This window comes from Vibrio splendidus (assembly GCF_024347615.1).
Taxonomy (GTDB): Bacteria; Pseudomonadota; Gammaproteobacteria; order Enterobacterales; family Vibrionaceae; genus Vibrio; species Vibrio splendidus.
On sequence record NZ_AP025508.1, the window covers coordinates 2,839,029 to 2,864,583 of the forward strand.

A 25,555-nucleotide genomic window follows, 5' to 3' on the forward strand; every position below is an offset into this window, starting at 1 on the left:
TCATCTTAAGTTGGCGCGCATTTTAACAGAAAAAATGCTGACGCAAACGTTTTCTTATGGATTTAACGGTTTAAATTTGAGCAGTTGGCCTTTTGAACCCGTAATTTTTTCTAATTCCTTAATTTGTCGCTCAAGTTTGGATTTAGAGACATCCGGGCCAATAATTACTCGCGTAAACGTTTTTTCTTGCTTGGTGTGAGCCTGGTAACCACGCTTTTGTAAATCCTTAACAACGTTTTTTGCGTTGTCAGCATTCTTCAAAGCCATCAACTGAATAATCCAAGCACTGTCTTGGTATTCATTTTTTTCCGGTACTGGCTTAACCACCACTGCCACTTTATCCGCTTCTTTGTTACTGGAAGCCGACGCAGTTTGCTTATCTGAATTATCAACACCACTTTCAACCACTCGCTCAACCGGAGAATCCGGCAGTGCAATCTGATCTTCAACAGGGTCGAGTACTTCAAAAACTTCCACATTACTATCAAGCTCTGGCTTAATCGGAATGCTTGCAAACTCTTCTTTATAGTGGAGCTTCTTACCATCCAGCACATCGGGCAATACAATCACACCAATGGCCACTAAAATGATGGTACCGACTAATCGGCTTTGGAATTTACTTGCCATTTAGTTTCCTTTTTTCTGCCAATGCTCCAATACTTCACCCACAGTATGGAAAGAACCGACCACCAGTACAACATCGTCACCTTTAACAGAAGCTAAAGCCGCTTCAAACGCTGCTACAGGGTTTGAATGCTGCTCTACGCCTTGAGGTAGGCTTTGACACAATTCAGCAGCTGTTGCGGCTCGTGGGCCGTTCAGCGAAGCTGGGTACCAATGTGTTGTGATTGGTGCTAATACTTCCAATGTCGCAGGGATATCTTTGTCATGAAGCATGGCGACTACAACGTGTAAATTTTTGCCTGCATACTTCTTCGTTACTTGCTGCGCAAAGTATTCAGCCGAATGCGGGTTGTGCGCAACATCAAGCACAATCACGGGTTGTTCGCTAATTTTCTGCATACGCCCAGGTAGCTGTGCGTTCTTCATGCCATTAACGATGTTCACATCGCTAATGCTAAGTTCTGAAGTACCTAATGCCATCAATGCTGTTGCTGCGTTAGGTAGCGGCAGGCTTGGAATAGGCAATGATTCTAGTTGGAATGCACCACTGCGCCAGTTCCAAGTATCGCCGTCTACATCATAGGTGTATTGAATACCCACCTGATAGAACTCAGCCTTAATGTCATCAGCGTGAGCAGCAACCGTAGCTGGTGGTTTAGGTTGACCACAGATAGCTGGCTTACCGCTACGATAAATACCGGCTTTCTCAAAACCAATCACATTGATGTCATCACCTAGCCAATCAACATGGTCGACAGCCAAACTGGTGATCACAGAAACATCATGCTCAACGATATTCGTCGCATCTAGGCGTCCACCTAGGCCCACTTCTAATAACACAACATCAACCGCTTCAGTTTGAAAAGCACGTAACGCCGCTAAAGTCCCATATTCGAAAAAGCTAAGGCTGATCTCGCCGCGCTCTTTCTCAATGAAATTGAAAGACTGAACCATCTTTTCATCGGATAGATCTTGGCCGTTAATACGAACACGTTCGTTATAGCGAATTAAGTGAGGAGAACTGTAGACACCAACTGAGTAACCAGCATCCAACAGAATAGCTTCCATTAGTGCACACGTTGAGCCTTTGCCATTAGTTCCGGCAACAGTAATAACGTGTTGAGCAGGTTTGGTGAGGTTTGCCTTAGAGGCGACGGCCTGAACTCGGTCTAATCCAAGATCAATAGCGCTTGTGTGGATGTTTGATAAATAATCAAGCCACATCTCCAAAGAGGATGTGGCTTGAGGAATAGGTTGTTGACTCATCTAACTCATAACCATGATTAAGTAGGTTTGTTAGAAGGTACTTTACCCTTTTTCTGGCGCTTCTGGTACTTCATAAGTAGCTTCATTCGGTGAATCGTTCACAGAAACTACTAATGGTGAAGGCTGGTTGGTCATTTTAGCAACAAGGCTTGCAACGCGCTGACGCATCTCACGACGGTCAACGATCATGTCGATAGCGCCGTGGTCGAGTAGGAACTCACTGCGTTGGAAACCTTCAGGAAGGTCTTCACGTACAGTTTGTTCGATTACACGACGTCCAGCAAAACCGATAAGCGCTTTTGGCTCACCGATGTTGATATCACCAAGCATTGCCAAACTCGCAGAAACACCACCCATTGTTGGATCAGTCATTACTGAAACAAACGGTAGGCCTTTCGCAGATAAACGCTCCAGAGCAGCACTGGTTTTTGCCATTTGCATTAGAGACATCAATGCCTCTTGCATACGAGCACCACCACTTGCAGAGAAACAAACTAAACCACAGTTGTTCTCAATAGCCGCATCTACCGCTTTCACAAAACGAGCACCAACAACAGAGCCCATTGAACCACCCATAAATGAGAATTCAAAAGCACACGCTACGATTGGTAAACCTAGTAGTTCACCTTTCATTGCGATCAGCGCGTCAGTTTCACCACTGTTCTTTTGAGCAGTAGAGATACGTTCTTTGTAACGCTTAGAGTCTTTAAACTTCAGTTTGTCTTGTGGCTCAAGATCAGCACCTAGTTCAACGCGCTCACCTTTGTCTAGGAATGTATCCAGACGGCGACGTGCCTTCATGCGCATGTGATGGTCACATTTTGGACACACTTCTAGGTTACGCTCTAGTTCAGCATGGTAAAGAACCTGCTCACAAGAAGTACATTTAGTCCAAACACCCTCAGGGATAGACGCTTTACGAGATGTTACGATGTTGCTTTTTTCTAAAATCTTTTCAAGCCAACTCATGGAAGACCTTTTTGTTTCGATTCTTACGCTTGATTGCGAAAGAAATAAATTTGGGAATTATGCGTGGGAATTAAAGCACATAAAACAGCGACTGTAGATAAAAAACTGGTTGTACCTATTTTCTGGCACTATTTTACGCACGAAACCGTAATATTTTTTGAACCTAAGTCTCACATTTAGTTCAAATTATCCGGTAAAAACAGAGGTCCAATTGGCTCTCGTGGTAACTCAAAATGTTCAGGATAATCAACATCTACCAGATACAAGCCTTCCGCTTTGGCGGTTGCGCCAGCCACTTTTCGATCTTTAGCCTCTAAAAGCCACTGGATCCACTCTGGTTTTTGCTCACCTTTACCTACTGCAATTAGGCTACCCGTAATATTCCTCACCATGTGGTGAACAAACGCATTCGCTTTAATATCGATCACTATGTAGTGTCCATGACGAGTCACGTTTAAGTGAATCATGTTTCTCCATGGACTACGAGATTGACAATGTGTCGCTCTGAATGAAGTGAAGTCGTTCTCGCCTAACAAGTACTGACCCGCTTCATGCATCTTTTTCTCATCAAGGTGACCATGGTAATGGCTCACGCCTGAATTCAGAATGCCAGGACGTAGTGCATGATTAAAGATAATGTAGCGATAACGGCGTGCAGTTGCAGAAAAACGAGCGTGGAAATCCTCATTCACCTCTGTCGCCCAACGAACCGCAATATCTTTTGGCATGTTGGCATTCGCGCCCATTGTCCAAGCAACCATTTTACGATCAACATTAGTTTCAAAGTGAACGACTTGTCCCGTACCGTGAACACCGGCATCTGTACGACCTGCGCACATAACCTCTACAGGATGATTCGCGACAACTGAAAGAGCCTTTTCCAATTCTTCTTGGACACTTTTCACGTCTCGTTGGCGCTGCCAACCAAAGTAGTGGGTACCGTTATATTCAATACCTAAAGCAATTTTCATGTTTTTGTTCTCTTTGAAAATGGGCAAGAAGTATATACGGAAATGAGTGCTAGCCCAAATAGGATGGGGCTAAAACTGCAATAAACAATCACTACCGCCCTAGACGATGATTTTAAGAAGCCAAATAAAACAAAGGCGCTTGGGCTCACCCAAACATAAAGGGTAGCCAACGCTACCCTTTATGATTTTTTTAAATTTATCGACCGTTTAAGGTATCGATAAGATTCTTTGCCTCTCGACGAATATCATCGCTCCCGTCAACTATCGCCTCTTCTAGAAGCTTAATTGCACCTTGCGAATCACTCATCTCGATATAGATTTTAGCCAAATCGAGCTTGCCAGCAGCTTCTGCATTGTTGTCGACATCATAGTTGCCGATATCACCGATAACATCAGGGAATTCATTGAGACCAACATCCAGCTTCAACTCTTCATCATCTGGATTAATGGCTTCTTCGCCTTCTTGCTCTACTTGAGCCATCAGTTCGTCAATCGTCATGTATTGCTTATCACGACTGTTACCTGACTCTGTTAGATTATCTTGTTGACCCCAATTCTCTTCTTTAATTTTAGGTTCAGCTTGTTTTTCAGCCGATGCCCAAATCTCTTGTTGATCGTCAGGAACACCATTGTGCATGCTTGATTGCTGCTCTGGAGCTAAGTTAAAGCCTTTCCAGTCTTCACCGCCAACTTCAAGCATCGCATCGATATCGAGCCCTGCACTGTCAATCGATGTTGCATCTAGTGGCTTCTCAAACATATTGTCGACTGAGTCTTGTACATCTTCTGAAAGCAACTCAGCCAATGCTGTTTCATCAAAATCGTCAAAGCCTTCTAGTGGTTCGTCTTGAACCGCTGTAGGTGCTAAGTTTGATTCTAAAGGCGTTGAATTTAATCCTGAAGATGAACTCGGTGAATCATCTGGTTGTGCGAACGCTGCCAGTTCAGGTTCTTCTGCATCGGAGAACCCTGCTTCGTCCGAGAAACCCTCTGTATCGGAGAAGTCGTCAGCGTGACTAAAGCTTTGCGGATTTGAGAACAAATCATGCAGCGCATCTTGCTCTTCACCTTGCGGACTAAAAGAAGTCAGTGGTGTCGGCTTCTCTGCAAACGCATCTGAGATGGCTTCGTCTTCACCGTATTCAGGCAAATCAAGCTCATCGAACTCGACGCCTTCTTCTTCCGCTACTGGCTCTGCGCTGCTTTGCTCAATATCATCTAAAACAGAGTCTGCTTTTGCGCTTTCTTCGTCATATTCAGGAAGGTCAAGATCATCGAACTCAAACTTGTCTGCCTCAGGAGCGAGATCTTGCTCTAACTGAGCTTCATCAGGCTCACTAACGACTTCCGCTAATGCGTCTTCTTCACCAAACTCTGGCAGTTCGAAGTCATCAAACGAGAACTCGTCTTCGCCTTCTTGTCCTAGAACCTCAGCTTGTTCCGGAGCTTCAATTTTCGGTGCCGTTTCTGCTTGAGGTTCAGCGTCTAGTTGAGGTTCAACAGCAGGAGTAACTGGTTCTGGTATTACTTCAACATCAGCTTCAGCATCGGCTTCTGCCAATGCGTCTTCTTCATTAAACTCAGGAAGTTCGAAGTCATCAAACGAGAACTCGTCTTCGCCTTCTTGTCCTAGAACTTCAGCTTGTTCCGTAGCTTCAATTTTCGGTGCCGTTTCTGCTTGAGGTTCAGCGTCTAGTTGAGGTTCAACAGCAGGAGTAACAGGGTCTGGTATTACTTCAACATCAGCTTCAGCATCGGCTTCTACCAACGCGTCTTCTTCATTAAACTCAGGAAGTTCGAAGTCATCAAACGAGAACTCTTCTTCGCTGTCTTGTCCTGGAACTTCAGCTCGTTCCGTAGCGTCAACTTGCGGTGCCGATTCTACTTGAGGCTCAGCGTCTAGTTGAGAATCAACAGTAGGAGCAACTGGTTCTGGTATTACTTCAACATCAGCTTCAGCGTCCGCTTCCGCCAACGCATCTTCTTTAGCTGTATCGTCTCCAATCAGCCAATCACTGTCTTCTGGTACACCGAACTCATTTGGAATGATTTCTGGCATATGTGCAGCACGGACTGGCTCTGGCTCTGGCTCTGGCTCTGGCTCTGGCTCTGGCAAGGATTCAACGATATTTTCAAGTTCATCGCTACCTTGAATTTTCGGTTCAAAGTCAAAATCAGAGTCTATATTCGCAGGAGATTCAACATCATCAATGGCTTCGGCTAACCAATCTTCTACCGTTTCTTCATCGTCTTCAGAGATATCATTTAAAGACGACGGCGAAGCTTGACCTTCAGTACTCGCAGCGATGTCTTCACGCTGATCTTGTACGTCGGCTTCTTCCGAATCTGATGCTTGTTGCTCAGTGTCTTCTTTAGTCGGCTCTTCAAAAACTGGTTTGTCAAAGTCAGAATTCTCAGAGAGCAACGAGTCAATATCCAGTTCATCATCTTTAACAGACGACACCGCTTCTTCTGGTGATAATTCATGACTATCAGAAAGAGGCGTTTGTTCTGGTTCCAAAGCACTTTCGATTGATGCTTCAGCTGTCTCTTCAGTAGCTTGCAACGAATCGCTGTCATCAGAAGTCATCAACTCATCAATCAATGCTTCATCTGTTGTTTCTAGTGCGTCATCAAGCAACGCATCCGTTGCAGGCGCTACACCAAACAAGTCATCGATAAAGTCATCACGATTAAAGGCTTCATCATTTTCTGGCTTAACATCAGCACCGTCTTGAATCAGTTCTGATTCTAATGAAGCATCACCAACAAGTTCAGGTTGTTGTGGTGTTTCACTAATGTCCGTTATTTGCTCAGGCTCGGCTTCAGAAGGCTCTGACGTTAATTGAGTATGTTCAACATCTGAATCCTTGATAAGGTCGTCGCTGGCTTTATCAGAACCAAAGGCAGCATCTAGCTCTTTATCAAACGTCTGCTCTTCTGATTCAAGCTCGTCTTCAATACCACTTGTCAGTAAATCATCAAACGGGTCTAAAGATTCAGATTTTGGTGAATCGGCTTGGTCCGCTGAAAGCGCATCATCCGATAGTTCACTATCAAGGAAATCATCAAGTAAGTCGGTGCTCTCTGCATCGAGTTCGAAATCATCATCAGAATCTCCGATTAATTCATCCAGAGTTTCCGTGCTGTCTTCTGCAATGTTTAGCTCATCATCAGTCGATAAACCAGAAAGCTCTTCAAGTTCGGATAAGGCATCAAAACCTAAAGGCTCACTTTCAGGCTCATCATCCGATTCATCGCCCAGCATTTCATCAAGGAGTTCGGTCGAGTTGCTTAGGTCAACGTCATCCCCTTCCAACTGCTCATCAAGTAGATCAACGCTGTCTTGAGTCTCTTCATCAACGATTGGCTTATCAAACTGAGACAGGATGTTTTCGATATCATCATCAGACGCCAAACCATTGTTTAGGTTCGTCGCTATTTCATCGTCGCTATCGAGGTTGAAAGGATCATTCGCTTGCTCGTTCTGAGCGGCAACCTGAGCAAAGATGTCATCAATATCATCCTCTACACTAGGAGCTGCAGATTGAGTGGTCAGTTGTTCAGAGATCAGAGCATCAATATCAAAGTCGTCATTGCTTATGTCCGAAGGCGTAGCATCGCTTTGTTGTTCTGAGATAAGCGCATCGATATCAAAGTCATCGGTTATTGATGTGTCGGCACTAGAAGTAGAATCACTTTGCTCTTCCGAAATCAAAGCATCGATGTCGAAGCTATCATCATCTTCGTCATCAAGAGAAAACAGGTCATCTAATAGTGACTGGTCTAATTCGTTAGAGCCTAAATCTTCAGTCTCGGATTCTTTAGATAGCAGTGCTTCAATGTCATCAGCAGACATTGCGTTATCATCTGAGAGATCAAAATCGACTTCATCTGTATCAAGTGCGCTTTCTGCGCTTTTATCGAGCGCGCGCTCCATCTCTTCAAGACCAAGCGCTTTCTCTTCACCATTAACACTGATGCCGTTGCTGCTGTCCAAGTCCAGATCATCAAAGTTAGTGTCTAAATCACCATTTTCGCCAATGCTCGCAAATGGGTCATCATCTTCACCGTCGAGATTGAAATCGAGATCAGATTCATCCAATCCTGCAAATACATCGTCTTCTTCAGCAAGAGCTTGGTCGTCAAACAACTTATTGGCGTCATCTTCAGTGCCAAACAAGTCATCGTCTAAAGACAGCTCGTTAAGGTCGTCCATCTCATCGCCCAGTGTAATAGGCGCGACGCTGCTTGGTTCAGGCTGAATCGGTTGTTCTTGAGTGTTTTGCTGTTGTTCTTCATTTTTAGAACGACGGCCTATCAGCATCACGATGATCAAGCCAAGTAGAAGACCCGGAATAATCGCAAGAGCCGCAACTAACCAACCATTAGATAACAGTTCATCCATGGCACTTGGTGCCATTTTTTCAATTTCGGCGTTCTTTCTACGCTCTTCATCAAGCAGCTTTTCCACTTCGCTACGAATGCGGTCTTCATCACTGAGCTCTGTTTTTAGCTCATCTACTTCCAATTGAACATTCGACAGCATCAAACGAAGTTGATGGTTTTTTTCTTCAAGTGACAGTAACTCAGTTTCTGAAAGCTCTAACTGCTTCTCAAGGTGGTTCATTTCCTTGGCACCGGTTAGCGGCTTGTTACTCACTATCTCTTGATTACCAATTATCGATTTATCGACAACTTTAGGTTCGCTAACCTTGGCTTTGGATTGTGCATTTTTAGGCGCGACATCTGGTCGACTTGGCGCTTGCGCTACTTTAGGTTTTGAAGCGGTAGGCTTTGTCGCAGGAACATCAAGCTTAGCAAGGTGCGAGTTCATGATGTTGATAGCTTGCTGCGTCGAACTTGCACGTGCTTGCTCTAAAGAAGGCACACGTAAATTACTGGCAGGCAGCAGGCTATGGATATTCTGATTTTCAAACGCTTGTGGGTTTAAGCGATAAATCGCCAACAATGTTTGTTGGACTGAAACGGAGTTATCAGGGCGTAACCTTGAAGCAATAGACCATAGCGTTTCTGAGCCACGGGTTGGACCATAGAAACGTGAAGGCTCAGCGCTATTCAATTGCGCTCTTTGAAGAGGTTCTGAAAACGTAGGCGCTGATTGTATCTGGCCATTAGGCCCTACAACTCGAATGGAATCTGCACGAACAACGGAAATCTGAGTCGCAATGATAAAGGCAAAAGGCATTAACCACGGCTTGAAAAATTGAAACATAAAAGGCTCAGCTAGGTGCTTAAATTCGGAAAAGTGATGATCTATTAAATATATCGGATAAATGACGTAAAACTATAGAGATGAAAACAAAAAATGTGTTGCAGCAACAATATTCGCAGCAATTTCACACAATTTGACTAACAATATTTTCAATCGATTAAAAAAGCCCCACTAAAGAGTGAGGCTTGATAATCAAAGCAATGAAGCTTAGAAGTAATCGCGAATCAGAACTTCTGCGATTTGAACTGCGTTCGTTGCTGCGCCTTTACGTACGTTATCAGCTACTACCCACATGTTCACGCCGCTGTGATGGCTGATGTCGCTACGAATACGACCAACCATTACGTGGTCCTTACCACCCGCATCACGAACCTGAGTTGGGAAGTCTAGAGCTTGGAATACTTCAACACCTTCCGTGTTCTCTAGAAGCTGAATAACTTGCTCTGCACCGATTGGCGCGCGAGTTTCAACGTGTAGAGATTCAGCGTGACCGTAGAACACAGGAACACGAACACAAGTCGGGTTCACCGTGATTGACGAATCAGCAAAGATTTTCTGAGTTTCCCAAACCATCTTCATTTCTTCACGTGTGTAGCCGTTCTCTGTAAATTCATCGATTTGAGGAATACAGTTGAACGCGATCTGCTGCGAGAATGCTGACTTGTCAGCTGGCATGCCGTTAAGAAGCTTAGCCGTTTGACCTGCTAGCTCATCGATACCCGGCTTACCTGCACCAGACACAGATTGGTAAGTTGAAACGTTAATACGCTCAAGACCCACTTCATCGTGAATTGGTTTAAGTGCTACTACCATCTGAATAGTAGAACAGTTAGGGTTCGCGATGATGTTGCGGTTACGGAACTCAGCAATCGCTTCAGGGTTCACTTCTGGCACAACCAGAGGAACATCGTATTCGTAGCGGAAACGTGATGTGTTATCGATAACAACCACACCTTCGTCAGCGGCGATTGGAGCCCAACGTTCTGAAAGCTCACTACCTGCAGAGAAAAACGCAATATGTACTTGAGACCAGTCGAAGTCTTCTACATTTTGTACTTGTATTGTTTTGCCGTTAAAACGGGAAGTTTTGCCTTCACTACGTTCACTTGCTAGTAAGTGCATTTCACCGACAGGGAATTTACGCTCTTTAAGTACTTCAAGAATGGTTTCACCAACCGCACCAGTCGCACCTAAAATAGCAATATTAAATTCTTGGCTCATTGTTTCTCTCTTTTATAAAGTTGGCTTTACCATAAAACCGAGTTTAGATAACGGCGTTAAATTACAAGACTCATCGCCCGTTAACTCGACTGCACTGTACTCTCTACGGTCCCAATATTCTTTACGCATCTTGTCAAAAGAACCCGGCGTAGAGATATTGCGACGGAATAAGGCGTCGTCTTTGCGCACATCATAGATCAACTGAGTCAAATTGTGCAGTGTTGCTTCATCCCAAGCTCTATCTAATTTCATTTGAGGCACTGGGGCTGTCGGCAGAAGATCGCTTGCATAAGCACGCTGTTCAGTACCTAAAAACTCACAATAACTGTTGAAGATCATCGTGGTACCACGTGCTTTACCCTCTAAACCGTAGCCCGCTACGTGAGGAGTTGCAAAAGCAAGCAGTGGAAGTAGCTCAAAATCGACTTCAGGCTCAAACTCAAATACATCAAGAACGGCAGTAAAACCATCAGCTTTTTGCAAGCGAGCTTTTAACGCTTGGTTATCAACAACTGGGCCACGAGCTGCATTAATCAAAATTTGATCAGCACGTAAGTTGTTCAGCACTTGCTCATTGATCAAGTGATGTGTTGGGAACTCACCCGTTTTAGTAATTGGCGTATGCATAGTGATCACGTCCGATTGCTCAAGCAGTGTCTCTAATTCAGTAAACTCACGAGTATCACCCTCTTGTTGTTTTAGAGGATCGTTCAGCAGAACTTTGATACCAATACCTTCAAGGCACTTCGCTAAGTAGCTACCTACCTGACCACAACCGATAATACCGACCGTTTTATCGAATACAGAGAAGCCTTGTTGCTGCGCAAGTACCATCATTGCGCTGAAGGCATACTCAGCGACACCCACCTTGTTACAGCCAGGCGCTGCAGTAAAGAAAATGCCACGCTCTTTCATCAATACTTGGTCGACATGGTCCATACCTGCCGTCGCAGTGCCGACAAACTTTAGCTTATTGGCTTTGCTAATCAATGACTCATTCACCTTGGTGACAGAGCGAATCATCAATGCGTCTACGTCAACTAGGTCGTCAGCCGTTAATGTGCGACCAGACTTCATTGTCACTTCCCCTAGCTGGCTAAATAGCGCTTCAGCATAAGGCATATTTTCGTCGATTAAGATTTTCATTTGGCGAGTACTTTAGTTGGGGTCTATCGACCTAAATGTGAATTGAAATGATTGTGCAAAATTCCACACTCGGTGTCGAGTAGCAAATGGAATACATTATATATAAAGGGCTACGTTGGCATTTATCACACCATATCCCAAAACCGAATCAACACTGAAGATTGTGTAGCCCAGAAACGAAAAATGCCCGATTGAATAAACAATCGGGCAAACATCCAGAACAAAAGGATCCTATCTCGCTCTCCAGGAGACAGAGTCTTGCGTCTGTTCAACCAGTACTAACCAAAGTCACTACTGGTCAAGCTCTGGAAACCTTTTAATTTCTAAACCCAGATTTAAAAAGTCATGTTCAAAAAAACACGTATAAAACCTACATTTAAAAAGCTTTGTTCTGTTGGTCATAGTTAGTGGGCAACCTATGCGTTTTGAGTCTGCACTCACGTCACCCATTAACGATTAACCTTTATTAATTTAACCTTAGCTTCAATTAGCCTTGGTATTTTTTGATTACTAGCGTTGCGTTCGTACCGCCGAAACCAAAGCTGTTAGACATAACCGTTGTTAGCTCTTGTTCACGAGCTTCCGTTACGATGTCTAGGCCTGCGCCCGCTTCGTCTAGGTTTGCAACGTTAATGCTTGGTGCGATGAAGCCGTTATCAAGCATTAGCGTTGAGTAAATTGCTTCGTGTACACCAGCCGCACCTAGAGCGTGACCTGTCATCGCTTTAGTTGCTGAGATTGCTGGGCTGTTTCCGCCAAAGACTTCTTGGATTGCGCCAAGTTCTTTAACGTCACCAACAGGAGTTGAAGTACCGTGAGTGTTCACGTAGTCAACGCCATCAACGTTTTGCATTGCCATCTTCATACAACGAACCGCGCCTTCACCAGAAGGAGCAACCATGTCGTAACCATCTGAAGTTGCGCCGTAACCCACGATCTCGCCGTAGATTTTTGCGCCACGAGCAACAGCGTGCTCAAGCTCTTCAATAACTAGCATGCCGCCGCCACCAGAGATAACGAAACCGTCACGGTCAGCATCGTAGGTACGAGAAGCCAATTCTGGAGTGTCGTTGTACTTAGTAGAAAGTGCGCCCATTGCGTCGAACATCATAGTCAGAGACCAATCCAGTTCTTCACCGCCACCAGCGAATACAACGTCTTGTTTACCCAGTTGGATAAGCTCCATTGCGTGACCAATACAGTGTGCAGATGTCGCACATGCAGAACTCATAGAGTAGTTCACGCCACGGATTTTGAATGGTGTAGCAAGACAAGCAGAAACCGTAGAAGCCATTGTACGTGGAACCATGTATGGACCAACGCGCTTAACGCCTTTTTCACGGATGATGTCTACAGCGTTAACTTGGTTTAGAGATGAAGCACCACCTGAACCCGCAACGATACCTGTGCGGTCATTAGATACTTGATCTTCAGTTAAGCCAGAGTCAGCAATTGCTTGCTCCATTGAAAGATAAGCGAATGCCGCTGCATCACCCATAAAGCGCATTTTTTTGCGATCGATATGGTCAGCAGGGTTCATTTTTAGGTTACCCCAAACTTGAGAGCGCAAGCCATTTTCCTTGAACTGCTCTGAAGCGGTAATACCAGATTTACCCTCTTTCAGTGATGCTAAAACTTCTTCGACGTTGTTACCGATACTTGAAACAATACCCATACCGGTGATTACGACTCGTTTCATGTGACATTCCTATAATTCTAAATTCAGCTAGATGATAACTAAGAAGCCTAACAAAAGTGGTCAGCTTTCCTAGAAATTCGTACAATCCCTACCAACATATCGCTTCAAATCACAAAATGATAGATTTTATGACTTCAATTACTAATGCAGAACTGGAATGGAATGAGTCTGGCACGCCAGTTTCAGACCAATTTGACGACGTTTACTTCTCTAATGTTAACGGTTTAGAAGAAACTCGCTACGTCTTTTTAAAACAAAACCACCTTCCAGAGCGTTGGCTTGAACATCAACAACGCCGTTTTGTGATAGCTGAAACCGGTTTTGGTACAGGTTTGAACTTTCTCGCAGTCTGGCAATGGTTCGATGCTTTTATTGAAGATAACCCACAAGCGATGACCAAAGAGTTACATTTCATCAGTTTTGAAAAATATCCTCTCAATAAAGAGGATCTCATCAAAGCGCACCATTCGTGGCCAGAATTAGCGGAGTATGCGACACAACTCCAAGAACACTACCCTATCGCCCTGCCTGAATGTCACCGCATTGTGCTCGGTGATGGTGCGATCACGCTTGATTTGTGGTTTGGTGATATTAAAGATTGTATGCCAAACGTGCCGACCCCGCATGAAGGTTTGGTCGATGCGTGGTTCTTAGACGGTTTTGCGCCAAGTAAGAACCCAGAGATGTGGAATCAAAACCTATTCAACGGCATGGCCAAACTGGCAAAACAAGATTGTAGCTGCGCCACTTTCACCGCCGCGGGTTTTGTTCGCCGTGGTTTAATCGAAGCTGGCTTTGCGATGAAAAAAGTCAAAGGCTTTGGTACTAAGCGAGAAATGATTGCAGGCCGACTTGGAGAAAAGCACGCTCACACCAATATCAAACCTTGGTATGGCCTCGCTCAACACAATGATTCACAAGACATAGCTATTATTGGTGGTGGTGTAGCCAGTGCTGCACTTGCAAAAACCTTAAGCCGTCGTGGTAAAAACATCACCCTTTATTGTGAACACCAACAAGCTGCGGGTAATGCCTCGGGAAACAACCAAGGTGCGATTTACCCGTTATTGAGTGAAGCGACATCGAACGTGTCTCGCGTGTTTGGCCCAGGGTTACTGTTTGCTCGTCAATTTATTAATCAAGCAGCTCAGTCTGTTCAATTTGATCACAGCTGGTGTGGCGTGAACATCTTGATGTGGGATCAAGGCTCCACCAAGAAACTCAACCGCATGTTGGAAGGCAACTTCCACACCGACCTGATTCAGCGTTTATCGCCAGACCAAGCCAACGAAAAAATTGGCTTACCGGTCGATAAAGAGAGTGTTTACTTTCCTCTGGGTGGTTGGCTAAGCCCTCTCCAACTGACTCAGGGTTTGATTGGTAAGTTGGAAGAGAGCAACCAAGTAAGCGCACACTATCAACATAAAGTAACGCAACTTGAGTGGCTCGAAGCTGAACAACAATGGTTACTGACGATTGAGACACCTCAAGGCGAGATTCAAACCAAGCACGATCAAGTAGTTATTGCTAACGGGCACAAATTTACTCAGTTTGAACAAACTCAGCCAGTACCACTAACGCCAGTTAAAGGCCAAGTAAGCCACATTCCAACCACAGAAAATCTCAGCCAGTTAAAAACCGTGTTGTGTTTTGATGGCTACCTAACGCCACAAAATCCAAATAACGGCCACCACTGCATTGGTGCCAACTACGACAAGACCAATATCGACCAAGAATTTGATATTGAGGTTCAACAACATAATGGCAAGCGCCTGCATGGGTCACTACCAGACCAAGCATGGACAAAAGATGTCGATACCAGTGGCAACTTAGCGCGCCAAGGTATCCGCAGCGTGAGTCGAGATCACCTACCATTCGTCGGTAATGTTGGCGATTTTGAATCCATCAAAGAGCAATATCAGAATCTGCACAACTTTAATCCGCAGCGTGATGCTATCGACGATATCGAACCTGTTACCAGCTATCCGAACTTGTTCTGCTTTATTGGTTTAGGTTCGCGTGGTTTGAGCTCGACCCCTCTTTTAGCTGAAGTTTTAGCCTCACAAATTTGTGGCGATCCTCTACCTCTTCCGGTTGATGTGCTCGAAGCCATTCATCCAAGTCGAATGTGGATTAGAAGATTACGCAAAGGCAAAGCGTTAACAGAAGGTTGGATCTCAACAAAACAAACCAGTGCGGAATAGTCGATTCTAGACTAGGTCTAAATATTCAAATAAGTATTAGGCCGACCCAAACAAAAAGCCCGAGCATCTCTCAATGCTCGGGCTCTGTTTTTCTAATCTTGTCTACGTCGTTGCTTCTTATTCTAGAGCAGTTCGTTACTTTGCAGCTATTCGCTTTACTTTCCGCTTTTACAGCTTAGCAATCGCGTCTTTAATTTGAGCGGCAATCTCTTCGTTGCTAATTGAACCCGACTCAAAATCAAAGTTATCGTAGAAGCTTGGTACTGAAAGTGACGCTTTAACGTTACCGCCAAAAAATGGTGCTGAACCTGTTGCTGCGCCAAGTACTGTCTGTGCGCCACCCGGGCCCGGTGAGGTTGCTAAGTAAACCGCAGGCTTCTCACCAAATACTGAACGCTCAATGCGTGTCGTCCAGTCAAATAAGTTTTTGTACGCTGCTGGGTAATGACCGTTGTGTTCAGCAAACGAGATAACGAATGCATCGGCTTCAGTTAGGTCACGTAAAAATGCTTGAGCGCCTTCCGCTTGGCCAATCTCTTTTTCAGTGTCTTCACTGAACATAGGCACGTTGTAATCGGTGATGTTTAGGACTTTTACTTCAGCACCTTCAATCAAGTTTGCTGCGTAAGTTGCTAGTGCTTTATTGATAGAGGTAGAGCTTGTGCTTGCGCCAAATGCGATAACTTTCATGATGTGACCTTTTCTATAGTTCCGTTAAGTGGGATTAGAATAACGTAGTCAGGAAATGGAACCATCATAAGAAATGAACAGACTCATTCAAAAATTTCGAATGAGTCTCAAATTATTGGTTCGCTCAAAAATGAGGAGGAAGAGTAATGAGCGAATTACGGTAGACGAATAATGCTAGACGAATAAAATTAAGCTTGGTTTTGCAGCTCAACCCAAAGGTCATTAACGATAGTGCGATCGGCTGGCGTCAATTCAGAACGCGCGTCTTCTAGGCTCTTCTCAATACGCAATTTAACTTCTGCTACGTCTTCAATGCCGTCTTCTTCACATGAAGCCACTGAAAGAGAAATATGACCACGTAAGTAACCACCAGCAAACAGTTCATCGTCTGATGCGTTTTCAATGCGAGCATCAATTACTTCAAGTAGTTTTTCTTCAAATTCGATAATCATAATATTCTCTTATTTCACAATAAATTGGCTAGTACATAAAGGTGCAACATCATAGAAACTGCGTAATGCTTCAGAGAGCATTTTCACGCGAGGCGGAAGGCCAGCTTCAAAGGTACCCATGACTTCGCTGTGTACTTTATTCATAAAGGCCAAACGATCTGGCTCAAAATCGCCGTGTAGATTGTCACAGCTGACATTAAAAGGAAAGCCTGCACTGGTCGCAATGATCCATTCATACGCTTGTGGGCGAATTTCTACTTTTTCAAACTCAGCTTGAACCGACTCAGTTCGGCCATCAGGCTCATACCAGTAACCAAAATCTTCCAATAAACGACGTTCCGGACCAGCCACACACCAGTGTGCTATCTCGTGAAGTGCTGACGCGTAAAAGCCGCGAGCAAATACGATACGGTGATGAGAAACCTCCTCATCGGCTGGCAGGTAAATAGGCTCGTCCGCTCCAAGTTCTAGCTTGGTATTAAAGCTCTTGAAAAAGGTTTGATTGAAAATGTCGATGATATCTGAGTATTGGTGGGTCATAAGATCAAATTTAAATAAAAAGAACTGGGGCATTTTGCGTTTTTTTAAGCGCTCGGTAAAGCCCTATCACTGGCAATGACATTAGGTTCATCATAATACTTTACGATGACAATCGATTGCAGATCCCAGATTACACCATTTTGAGGTGAATGATTAGTTTAGCTAATCTGAAATGCCTATTCACGGTACAAATATTCATTCGTCAATCAGCGTTTTTACTACTACACTCGCGCTTCATTTTTATATCCCTATGGCCTATAAGACTCCAATTTATAGACCTAAATTATAGAGCTACAGCAATGCTACTAAGTGTTTTGTATATCATTGGCATCACGGCAGAAGCCATGACCGGCGCTCTCAGCGCTGGCAAACAAAAAATGGATTGGTTTGGTGTAATGTTGGTTGCAAGTGCAACGGCAATTGGCGGCGGTACAGTACGAGATATCTTACTCGGCCATTACCCTTTAGGTTGGGTTGAAAACCCACAATATCTGGCGATCACCTGTATCGCAGGTGTTATCACAACAGGACTGGCTAAATGGGTAATCAAGCTAAAAGGCTTGTTCATTCGTTTAGATGCTCTAGGTCTTATCGTGTTCAGTATCATTGGCACTAAAGTGGCGATGACCATGGGTCTGCACCCAATGATCTGTATGGTGTCTGCCTTGGTCACTGGCGTGTTCGGCGGCCTGTTGCGCGATCTTATCTGCCGTCAAACACCATTGGTTCTGCATGAAGAGCTGTATGCATCTGTCGCCCTTGTCGCTTCAGGTTTATACCTAGGTTTGCTTGAGCTTGGCATTAACGACGTAACCGCAACGATTGTTACGCTTGTGGTTGGTTACTTGCTGCGTATGGCGGCCGTACGATTCAAATGGCGCTTGCCTTCATTCCAGCTTGATCCGGAAAGCTCTGTGCATTAGGTAATCTCAATGACACAGAATATGAAAAGGGTTGCTTCATTACGAAGCAACCCTTTTTGGTTTCTATCAAATCAGTTTCAAATCTGTTCTGAATAAAACGAAGTCGAACTAGATTTTTGGCGTTTCTGTTGTCACACCAAAGTTTTGACCACGGTGACGTAGCAAGTGATCAAGCAGCACGATAGCCAGCATCGCTTCAGCAATAGGCACTGCGCGGATACCCACACATGGATCGTGACGACCTTTCGTGATTAACTGCGTTGCTTCACCGTCTTTAGTGATCGTGTCACCAGGAACAGTAATGCTTGATGTTGGTTTAAGCGCAATACTCGCCACAATATCTTGGCCAGTAGAAATACCGCCTAAGATACCGCCAGCATGGTTGCTGCTGAAGCCTTCTGGAGTTAATGGATCACGGTGTTCACTACCGCGTTGATTTACGACATCAAAACCATCACCAATCTCAACACCTTTCACCGCATTGATGCTCATTAGAGCGTGTGCGATATCTGCATCTAGACGGTCAAAGATTGGCTCACCAAGGCCTACAGGCACTTTAGTCGCAACCACTTGAATCTTTGCACCGATCGAGTTGCCTTCTTTTAGCAAGTCACGAATCAGTTGGTCAAATTCCGGTACTTTGTCGGCATCTGGACAGAAAAAAGCGTTGTTTTCAATCTCATTCCAATCCACTTTATCAATTGAGATATCACCCATTTGAGAAAGATATGCTTGGATTTCAACACCAAATTCTTGTTTCAGGTATTTCTTCGCAATTGCACCTGCCGCAACACGCATTGCAGTTTCACGAGCAGAAGAGCGACCGCCGCCACGGTAATCACGTACACCGTACTTTTGATGGTAGGTATAGTCAGCATGACCAGGACGGAATTTGTCTTTAATTTCGGAATAGTCATTAGAGCGTTGGTCTGTATTTTCAATCAATAGACCAATAGAAGTGCCCGTAGTTTGGCCTTCAAATACACCTGATAAGATTTTCACTTCATCCGCTTCACGGCGAGCCGTTGTATAACGAGAAGTACCAGGGCGACGACGATCCAAATCTCTTTGAAGGTCTGCTTCGGTAATTTCTAATCCTGGTGGGCACCCATCTACGATACATCCTAGTGCGATACCGTGACTTTCTCCGAACGTGGTCACGCGGAAATGTTGTCCGATACTGTTTCCTGCCATTACTTCCTCTAAATCAGCCATCACTCAGAAGGTTTGATTCCTAAACCGACTGGCTAATAGCTTTACTTGTCTATTCTTCGTGAATTCATAGTGGCTTTATTACTAAATGATGTAAACCCCAAAAAACGAACAATTTTAACTTTCTATTACATAAGCCGAATGAAATGAATAACAAGGGAAAATGAGTGGCGCTTTAAAGTGGTGATTTTGAATAGTTTCATGGCCAGTTAACAAAGGTTAATGAACTCGGTTTGAATACTCTCTATGTTGTAGCCCAAAATAATAAGGAGAAAAGTGATGTTCGAGTGGAGAGTTAAAAAATTTGCGGAGCTGTCTGTTCAAGAGCTCTATGATTTCTTACAGCAAAGAGTTGATATTTTTATCGTGGATATGAACACACCCTATAGTGATCTAGACGGCAAAGATAATCATCCAGAGACCTATCACATCATGGGTTATGAGAACGGACACCTAGTGGCTTACAGCCGAATTATGGCTCAGAAGCTTGGATACCCCGTAGATGTTCTCCCTTTGCTCGATTCTGATGCAGATGATGTATGTATCGGGCGAGTGATCGTAGCGAAAGAATGCCGAGGTAAACAGATAGGTAACCAGCTCATGCAAGTGAGTTTTGATACCACTCGGAAGATTTACCCTGATTGCTCAATTTTTATTTCGGCACAAGCTCACCTTAAAGACTATTATGGTAAGTTCGGTTTCGACGTCGTGACCGATCGTTACTTGGAAGATGGATGCAGTATGCTAGGCCTTAGATATACCCCACAGCTCGTTGCCGTTTAGCAAAAACTGAAAGACAAAGGCATCTAAAGACACAACATGGTATTGAAATATTAAGTCGTTCTGAAATGCAAAAAACCCGACAACTCAGAGAGTTATCGGGTTTCTTTAAATAGTGGTACGCCCTGAAGGATTCGAACCTTCGACCACCTCCTTAGAAGGGAGGTGCTCAACTAACCCCCCATTTTACACTTACCACTTATTACCACTTATTCTCTAATCCTTCCCCTTTGAGATAGCTGAGGGCTCTAAAGAATATTTATTCCTTTGCAATGCAATTTCGTAACCCCTCAACTAAAGTTACTACATTGACTCATGATGAGGTTAAGAAAATCAAATGAAGGAATATGTACCGATAGGTCGCCACCATATAGTTGTGAAACAAAAAGTCGTCACCAATCCTGAAACAGTATTTCCTATCTTGTACCTTGAAGGGGCTAATGGTTACTCAGCCATGTGGTCTCTTGTTCAATATTTTCTTGCACACCCTTCCAAATCCGATACATGGATGAGAGACACAGCTAGAGCTATTGGGTTGCTTTACGATTACAACTCAAGAGCTAAAAAATCAGAATTAGACAAGAAAACCCCGTTCCGTAAGTTCCTTTCTAATCTGGAATACGGAACCATAGATACCGAGACGCATGAAGATGAAACGGGGTTGTATTGGGCGCCTACTGGGTTAGATAAAACTAAAAGACTTCGAGCTCGCCTTGTCGCTTTTACTGATTGGGTTATGTATGAAGAGCGAGAATCGAGTGGTAAGTCAACTTTCATAGACACTAGAAACAAGAATGAGAAATTGATTATCTCTCTATTAAAAGCCACACAAAATGCTATCAAGTACAGCCCTATGTCACATACTAAGAATGTAATAAAAATGGCCGGGCAGTTATCCCAATCAAAATTCGCTTTAGGTTACGAATTTGAAGATGACCCTAAAAACTATGTTAACGCTCAACGCGAAAATAAAGCATTTCCTAAAGAACTAATTGCCCCTTTGCTGCAATTTGGATTTGTCAAAAAACCACTTGCAGAGAACCCTTTTGAGCGTGAAGACATAACAGCAAAAATGGTCACTATTCTCCTATTATATGGTGGACTTCGAAAAAGTGAGCCTCTCCATCTTTGGTTTAATGATGTGATCCCCTACTCAGATTTCCAATGTCAAGCAAAGCTATACCACCCTAGGTTAGCAAGAACCCACCTGTTTGGTGAAAAACAAAAGACAAGAGAAGAGTATCTAAAAGAACGACACATGAGGCCACGCTCTGACAAAGCAAATCCGAAGTCACTAAAAGCTCATTGGAAAGCACTATCTGTAGATAAGAGTACTTACCATGCTGACATTTTTTTCTTACATCCCTCAGCAGAAGCTATGTTTGTAACCCTCTACCAAATCTACCTTCCATATCGAAGCAAATTAATGGAAGAATACGTCAAAAACAAAGGCCATAATCACCCATTTCTTTTCGTGTCAAATGGAATTAACCAGCAAACAGGTGAAAGCTATGTTGGCGCACCATACTCTCAAAGTTCATTCGGGAAAAGCTATGACAAAGCGATAAAAAGACTTGAGCAACATCTAGATATGAGAATAGAGCGCGGAAAAGGCTCAGCTTTAAACCTGCATTCCTTACGACACTTTTATGCTCAAGCACTTACCGATGCGGGTGTCGACAAGAAAGTAATCCAAAAATGTATGCACCATCGGACAATCAATGCTCAAAATGCATATCAAGGAATGTCATCACAGAAAATACAAGAATTATTAGCCAGTTACTCATTGAAATTCTGAACAAGACGAGACTGACCAAGTTATGAAGAAGCCAGTAGCCATATCAAATCAACTACAATTAAAAGGGATAAACTTCGGTGTATCAATTTCCGAAAAAGACCTATATCGATTTGGTAATCTTTTCGCGCCCAAAATTAAACAAAGATCAAAACAACGGCTCTCTGCTTACTACAATTCTTATAAATATTTTAAGGAGCTATTAGACAAAGGGGATTTATCTGTTAACAGTCTATTTTACTATCAAGAAGTCAATAACGGCAGTTACTACTTTTTAGGTGAGCTATTAAATAAAAGTGCTTCAACAATCCTTAATCAACTAACTACACTTTCAGATAGTATCGGGGTTGCAAACAAAATTACTACCTTAAATGCACGAAATACGACTATTAGACAATTCTGTATTGTTGTTGAAGTGTTTCGACTGTCGACAGGCGTCGATTCTTTAGAGGATACGTCTTTAGAGATATTTAAGCAGTTCATAACCCCTTTACGTACCAAAGATAACCGTTGGCACCCAGACTTAAACCCACACATTCACAAAGCTATTAGATCGTTAGCTCTATGCCTTGATAAGCATTTAAACTCTGCTGACTGTATAAAGTTGGTAGAGCTTCAGCGACGTGATACGAGGTATAAAGCAAAAGATCTATTCGATAAGCCAGAGAGTCACATGAAGGCTTGGGTTTACTCTTTTCATGAGTTTCTCAACGAGAAACAAGCATTTTCGACAAAACATTTCAAAAATCAATTTACTGACTTTAGGAATTTTCTTGAATCAACCTACACTTCCGAATTCCCCTCAGAACCAAGGCTTTACTTTTCCAAATTCAGGAATGATGAATTCTATACTTGGTTGAAAGGTCGTAAAGAAAAGAAAGAAATTAGCAGTAGTGTTTTGATTTCGACACTAACGACACTCAATAACTTTAGTAACTGGTACATCGGTCAAAACATGTCGGAAACAGATGAGACTGGCGATCTCGTAACTGTTGGCTACCCTGTCTTGTCAAGGCATAAATATATTCAGGCAATCTCAAAATATGGTTCTGAAGACGGTGGAGGAGAGATAGAGCCTAGTGAGTCAGTAAAACCCGCCCCTCCGTTATGGATGCTCTTAAAGCTCAAAGAAATCCTAACTGAAAATGACTTCGCATGGCCTAAGTCACTATCAGGACAATACAGCAAGTATATTGTTGACGAAGATGAAAGCCCAGTTTGGATTCCAGTCATTACGTACGTGTACTTAGTAATGCTTGAAATACCCATTCGAAAAATTCAGGTCATACGGCTTGATTCCGGAGAGGGGGATCAGTGGAAGTTTGATCCAGTAACAGATGCATGGGTAAAAAACGACCATCAATTAGCAAGCTATTGGAACAATCTAGGTGCCAAGGTACACAATAGAGGGGTATTGAGGCGTAAATTGGTCAACGGAGTTTTGGCTCCTCAATTTGTATTTTATATCAATTCCAACAAAGTTTCGGATAAAGAAGTCGGCTTCGGTGAGAAGTCAGGATACGAAATACCTTGGAAAAATGCCACTGTAATTAAGTACCTTAATGACCTTAGGGAGTGGCAAGAAAACTATAACCCAATAACCGCTCCAATCAGATTTAAGGATATTCCGAAAACAGTCTTTGAAGCAGAACCGTCTGACGATGTACTGGCAAGAATTCCTGACCGATTTTATCTATTCCGTAGCGCGAAAGATATCAAAAATGGTAATCGACAAATGCCCCCCACAAACCGAAACCTACATGACTTCTGGGTTAAGTTGATGGCTGAGCTTGAACGTAGGCTCCACGAAGAAAATATTGATTGCCAGATAATTCTAACCCGAAACAAAACCGATAATACACCACAAAGTGCTTTATATACTCCACATGGACTACGCGTAGCAGGGTTAACATCTTTAGCTCAGCAAGGAGTTCCAATCGAGGTACTCAGCAAAATTATAGCTGGTCATAAAAATATTTTGATGACCATCTATTATGTGAAATACCACCCAAGTCATATTACAGAAATCCTTAATGAGGCTAGCCGTGATATCGAGTTGAGCTACCAAAAGAACTTTCAAAACTGGCTGAAAGAAGCTGCTTGGGATGAGATAGCCCAATATACGGTATATAACTCAAGCGAAGTCATTGACAGTGTTAGCTCCGCTGTTGCTAGATGTGTGGTTGGTTTATGGAACAGCACCAACCTTGGTATCTGCCCGTACAATGGAACAAGGTGTCATGATGGAGGGAAGTGCATCCGCAAGAATGGTAAGAAAAGCACCTATCTACCTGTTGAAGATAAAAACTGTGTCGTGTGCAGGCATTTTATTACAGGGCTACCATGGCTAACGGAACTATGGGTTCATGCAAATAGCCTTATTCTTAAGTCAGAGAGAAAAGCGATTGAAATACGTGCGAACGAGCAAGAAGTCCAAGCGCTAAAAGTCGAACAACTCAACCTTAGAAAGAAAGGTGAGAATGTTTCGCCTCAACTAGTTATTAAGATTAAAAAGGCTGAGACTATTCAAGAACGATTAGCAATTGAAGAAGATAAGATATTTACAGAATTACACTCTACTCATAATTTAATAGAGACAATAAAAAAACTCCCTAAGCCACCAATTTCAATCGATAAAGGAAGCCCAACAGGGAACCAACCACTACTTTTGATGGACAATGATTCCGATTTTGAAATCGATTACTTAGAAACTCCAAACAACTTTTTAAATCTTGATTTGGTAATTCAGGCGAGCCGTATTTACAAACACGAAAGAAATGAAGACTTCGAAAGAGAACGAGATAAATTCATCGATACAATACTTCTACGTAATGGCTTAGAACCAATGATGCTTATGCATTTAACATCGCAAGAAAAACAACAATCTGCCGATGCTCTCGCTAAATTTTTAGTGACAAAATTTGATGGCGATACCCTTCAACTTCTAAAAGATGGACGCAAGACTTTTTCAGAGCTAGGTATCAATCACGAGCTTTTGGAAGTATTTCCGAGCCTACAGAGTATAGAAACCATTGCACTGGGAAACAAAAAAAATGAAAGGTAACAGTATCCTAACTAAAAAAGACGTTGAAGACCTCTATAAGTCACTAGAAGCAAGTACTTCTAGAGGGGCAGTTAAATCGACCCTAAAACATGTGAACGAGATTTGCTCAAAAATGGTAGAAGTCAAAGTTACTCCTACAGTAGCAGCGGTAGTTAAAGCACTTGCTAGCAAAGGGGTTATAGTTTCAAAGCGAACGATTTATAACAAAAGAAAAGGGGAAAATCCTTACCCTATACTCATTGAAGCATGGGGGAAAGTCGCTCATGGCCAAAAGCTAAACTTCGAGAACGTAGTTAGAACAGCTACAGAACCAAATAGTCAAATTATTGAAACTAAGGGGTTGTTCACCGACGAAGATTTACTCAACATCCAAGATCCCGTCTTGAGATACAAAATTACCGTACTCTACGGCCAAGCAAGCTCCCTGAAAAAACAAAACTCTGTTTTACGTAAAATACGAGAACTGCCATCAATTAACCCAGATCACCAAGTAGAAGTTATATTGAACAATGAGAAATCCCTCAGCCATACAGAAAACAACCAGCTTGATAAATTTGATATTGAGATTCTGAGTAATTTCTTAAAAAATCAAAGGGCTAAAGGGTTAGAATTCGACAGTACGGGTGCCCTTTGGGCCAGTACAGCAATAAGAAGAGGCTCGATATTATCTGATCCGGGGCTAAAGGAAGTTATAGAAAAAATTTTACAGTTAAAGTTATAGCGATGATCAGCATAACCCGTTACTGGAAAGGTAGTATGCATA

The 25,555-nt window shown here is 43.2% G+C and carries 18 protein-coding genes; 6 read left to right on the plus strand and 12 right to left on the minus strand.

All coding sequences use genetic code 11. The annotated features are described in order from the left end of the window. Nucleotides 1-54 precede the first annotated feature (54 nt). The 8 genes from OCU90_RS12570 to fabB all read right to left on the minus strand — a co-directional run bounded on the left by OCU90_RS12570 (nucleotide 55) and on the right by fabB (nucleotide 13,132). On the minus strand, nucleotides 55-627 hold the full coding sequence (locus OCU90_RS12570; protein WP_017084069.1) for an SPOR domain-containing protein: 573 nt from the start codon (nucleotides 625-627) through the stop codon (nucleotides 55-57). Beyond that, nucleotides 628-1,890 carry a bifunctional tetrahydrofolate synthase/dihydrofolate synthase gene (folC, locus tag OCU90_RS12575; RefSeq protein ID WP_004734163.1) on the minus strand — a complete coding sequence of 421 codons (1,263 nt, stop codon included), beginning with the start codon at nucleotides 1,888-1,890 and terminating at the stop codon, nucleotides 628-630. It abuts the gene before it with no gap. A 42-nt stretch (nucleotides 1,891-1,932) separates the two neighbouring features. Then, the gene (gene accD / locus OCU90_RS12580; protein WP_004734162.1) at nucleotides 1,933-2,859 is read right to left on the minus strand and encodes an acetyl-CoA carboxylase, carboxyltransferase subunit beta; all 927 of its coding nucleotides are present in this window, start codon (nucleotides 2,857-2,859) and stop codon (nucleotides 1,933-1,935) included. A gap of 176 nt (nucleotides 2,860-3,035) precedes the next feature. Next, nucleotides 3,036-3,830, minus strand: a complete 795-nt coding sequence (gene truA, locus OCU90_RS12585) for a tRNA pseudouridine(38-40) synthase TruA (RefSeq protein ID WP_004734161.1) — start codon at nucleotides 3,828-3,830, stop codon at nucleotides 3,036-3,038. 196 nt (nucleotides 3,831-4,026) lie between these two features. Beyond that, nucleotides 4,027-9,066: a FimV/HubP family polar landmark protein gene (locus OCU90_RS12590; protein ID WP_061024402.1), complete on the minus strand. Its 5,040-nt coding sequence runs from the start codon at nucleotides 9,064-9,066 to the stop codon at nucleotides 4,027-4,029. A 207-nt stretch (nucleotides 9,067-9,273) separates the two neighbouring features. After that, nucleotides 9,274-10,287, minus strand: a complete 1,014-nt coding sequence (locus tag OCU90_RS12595; RefSeq protein WP_004734159.1) for an aspartate-semialdehyde dehydrogenase — start codon at nucleotides 10,285-10,287, stop codon at nucleotides 9,274-9,276. 12 nt (nucleotides 10,288-10,299) lie between these two features. Next, entirely contained in the window at nucleotides 10,300-11,433 is a 1,134-nt protein-coding gene (locus OCU90_RS12600; protein ID WP_061024404.1) for a 4-phosphoerythronate dehydrogenase, read from the minus strand. 487 nt (nucleotides 11,434-11,920) lie between these two features. After that, a complete protein-coding gene (gene fabB / locus OCU90_RS12605; protein WP_010436883.1) occupies nucleotides 11,921-13,132 on the minus strand; it encodes a beta-ketoacyl-ACP synthase I in 1,212 nt (403 codons plus the stop codon). Nucleotides 13,133-13,188: 56 nt separating this feature from the next. Here fabB and mnmC point away from each other — a divergent pair, with 56 nt between their 5' ends. Then, nucleotides 13,189-15,336: a bifunctional tRNA (5-methylaminomethyl-2-thiouridine)(34)-methyltransferase MnmD/FAD-dependent 5-carboxymethylaminomethyl-2-thiouridine(34) oxidoreductase MnmC gene (mnmC, locus tag OCU90_RS12610; protein WP_061024406.1), complete on the plus strand. Its 2,148-nt coding sequence runs from the start codon at nucleotides 13,189-13,191 to the stop codon at nucleotides 15,334-15,336. A 168-nt stretch (nucleotides 15,337-15,504) separates the two neighbouring features. Here the strand turns inward: mnmC and OCU90_RS12615 are convergent, their stop codons facing one another. The 3 genes from OCU90_RS12615 to OCU90_RS12625 all read right to left on the minus strand — a co-directional run bounded on the left by OCU90_RS12615 (nucleotide 15,505) and on the right by OCU90_RS12625 (nucleotide 17,018). Beyond that, on the minus strand, nucleotides 15,505-16,026 hold the full coding sequence (locus OCU90_RS12615) for an NADPH-dependent FMN reductase (protein WP_061024408.1): 522 nt from the start codon (nucleotides 16,024-16,026) through the stop codon (nucleotides 15,505-15,507). 188 nt (nucleotides 16,027-16,214) lie between these two features. Beyond that, nucleotides 16,215-16,478: a YfcL family protein gene (locus tag OCU90_RS12620; protein WP_004734185.1), complete on the minus strand. Its 264-nt coding sequence runs from the start codon at nucleotides 16,476-16,478 to the stop codon at nucleotides 16,215-16,217. Nucleotides 16,479-16,487: 9 nt separating this feature from the next. Further along, nucleotides 16,488-17,018 carry an elongation factor P hydroxylase gene (locus OCU90_RS12625; protein ID WP_061024410.1) on the minus strand — a complete coding sequence of 177 codons (531 nt, stop codon included), beginning with the start codon at nucleotides 17,016-17,018 and terminating at the stop codon, nucleotides 16,488-16,490. A 299-nt stretch (nucleotides 17,019-17,317) separates the two neighbouring features. Between OCU90_RS12625 and OCU90_RS12630 the strand changes: the two genes are divergently transcribed. Further along, a complete protein-coding gene (locus OCU90_RS12630; protein ID WP_004734183.1) occupies nucleotides 17,318-17,941 on the plus strand; it encodes a trimeric intracellular cation channel family protein in 624 nt (207 codons plus the stop codon). Nucleotides 17,942-18,049: 108 nt separating this feature from the next. Here the strand turns inward: OCU90_RS12630 and aroC are convergent, their stop codons facing one another. Further along, complete coding sequence (gene aroC, locus OCU90_RS12635; protein WP_061024489.1) at nucleotides 18,050-19,135, minus strand: chorismate synthase; 1,086 nt, start codon at nucleotides 19,133-19,135, stop codon at nucleotides 18,050-18,052. A 297-nt stretch (nucleotides 19,136-19,432) separates the two neighbouring features. On the opposite strand from aroC, the gene OCU90_RS12640 reads away from it, so the two are divergent. The 4 genes from OCU90_RS12640 (at nucleotide 19,433) to gmtX (ending at nucleotide 25,513) form a co-directional block, all read left to right on the plus strand. Then, nucleotides 19,433-19,936: a GNAT family N-acetyltransferase gene (locus tag OCU90_RS12640; RefSeq protein ID WP_029222675.1), complete on the plus strand. Its 504-nt coding sequence runs from the start codon at nucleotides 19,433-19,435 to the stop codon at nucleotides 19,934-19,936. A 334-nt stretch (nucleotides 19,937-20,270) separates the two neighbouring features. Continuing rightward, nucleotides 20,271-21,731 (plus strand): site-specific integrase, encoded by a 1,461-nt coding sequence (locus OCU90_RS12645; RefSeq protein ID WP_061024412.1) that lies wholly within the window; start codon nucleotides 20,271-20,273, stop codon nucleotides 21,729-21,731. Between the two features lie 22 nt (nucleotides 21,732-21,753). Further along, nucleotides 21,754-24,792: a VPA1269 family protein gene (locus tag OCU90_RS12650; protein WP_061024414.1), complete on the plus strand. Its 3,039-nt coding sequence runs from the start codon at nucleotides 21,754-21,756 to the stop codon at nucleotides 24,790-24,792. Beyond that, the gene (gene gmtX / locus OCU90_RS12655) at nucleotides 24,782-25,513 is read left to right on the plus strand and encodes a gamma-mobile-trio protein GmtX (RefSeq protein WP_061024416.1); all 732 of its coding nucleotides are present in this window, start codon (nucleotides 24,782-24,784) and stop codon (nucleotides 25,511-25,513) included. The genes OCU90_RS12650 and gmtX overlap by 11 nt, the downstream gene beginning before the upstream one ends. The last annotated feature ends 42 nt before the right edge of the window (nucleotides 25,514-25,555 follow it).